1 protein-coding gene is annotated in these 1,606 nt (G+C 33.4%); it reads left to right on the top strand.

Translation table 11 applies throughout. The features are described from left to right. Positions 1–163: 163 nt before the first annotated feature. Positions 164–1,099 (top strand): DMT family transporter, encoded by a 936-nt coding sequence (locus AZF08_RS23145; RefSeq protein WP_033679254.1) that lies wholly within the window; start codon positions 164–166, stop codon positions 1,097–1,099. Positions 1,100–1,606: the final 507 nt, after the last annotated feature.

Below are 1,606 nucleotides of genomic sequence, written 5' to 3'. Positions count from 1 at the left end.
AGCTCTCTAGCGCCGATGGTAGTTGGGACCTTGTCCCTGTGAGAGTAGGACGTCGCCAAGCAACTTTAGACGAGTCAGAATGACTCGTCTTTTTTGTGTTTTATTATAATTTGCACAACAAAAAGAGCAGTAAAATTACATTTTGGGGTAGGTGTGAGAAATTATGAAAGCCATGTGTATGTTACTAGTCGCGATTGTGTTATGGGGGATAGCGATTGCTCCAACAAAATGGGCATTAGAATCAATTCAGCCATTTACTTTGCTATTCCTGCGCCTTTGTTTTGCTGGCGGAATATGTATGCTTTTTTCTTTTAATCAATTACACAAAAATATTATAAATAAAGAAGTTCCATGGAAAAGGATAAGTTTATTATCTTTTACTGGTGTGGCGGGGTACTTTATGTTTACATCGTATGGGATTTCTTTAACAAGTGGATTACATGTTAGTATCATTGACGCTGCTTTACCGTTAGTTACAATCATCTTTTCGGCACTGTTCTTAAAAGAAGAGATCCAGTTAAACTATTGGATCGGAATTATATTAGCCTTTATAGGGATAATGTGTATTACAATTCCATCGGGTAATGATAATCAAAGTTCTTCTTTAGTTGGGGATATACTTGTTTTATTAAGTACCTTTTTATTTGCGTTCTATACAATACTATTAAAACGCCCAAAACAAGAAAAGAATCTATCGAACAGAGTATTTACAGCATTAACATTAATCATAGGAGCGATTATTCTATTTCCTTTTGCTACTATAGAAACTGTTTACTATGGTTTACCTAAAATAGACACATGGAAGACTGGTCTTAGTTTTATGTATCTTGTCGTTTGTGCGACAATCCTTGCTTATTGGTTCTGGAATAGGGCGCTAGAAAGAGTTTCAGCATCAGCAAGTGGATTATATCTAAACGGTTTGCCGGTAATAAGTATTATTTCTTCTATTATTTTATTAAATGAATCTTTAACATGGAAGGTTGTAATAGGTGGGTCTCTAGTTTTATTTGGAGTTGCTTGGGCGGATAAACATAAACTAAGTACTTTAATGAAATCCAGGAATAGAGAAACAATAGAAGATGGAAAGTATGAATCATAGGAAGAAAGGAAATGAGGGATTAATGTATGTTTCCCTATATATACGTCCTATTCATAGTGGTGGATAAAAGGATTATGCTCTAGAGCTGTTTGAAGTAAACTGATTTTGTAAAAAACACATTACTGATGAAGTACAACCACTCTTTTTGACTCCAAAATAGAATGATAGGGGAGTTCCTATGAAAATATGAGCTTTTGGAGCGGTTATTTATAACATGTAGGAGAAGGGGAGTAAACATATATGAGTAATGATAAGTATTTATGAAATGAAGAGAGTTATTTATAGATAGCTATAGGAATATATAGATAAAAATAATTTGTTATTTTTTATAAAAAGCATTGACGATTAATATATATAGGTGTATTATATTAGAAGTCGCCAGTATTAATAACGCAGAACGCGACAAATGAAATAAAAAACTTAGTTGACATTGAAAAATTAAAGTGTTAACATAAGGGAGTCGCAAATGAGCGGCAAACGAGTTCTCTGAAAACTGAACGAAACAAA

The organism is Bacillus gaemokensis (genome assembly GCF_001590835.1).
GTDB classification, from domain to species: domain Bacteria; phylum Bacillota; class Bacilli; order Bacillales; family Bacillaceae_G; genus Bacillus_A; species Bacillus_A gaemokensis.
This window is presented reverse-complemented; position numbering and strand designations above follow the sequence as displayed.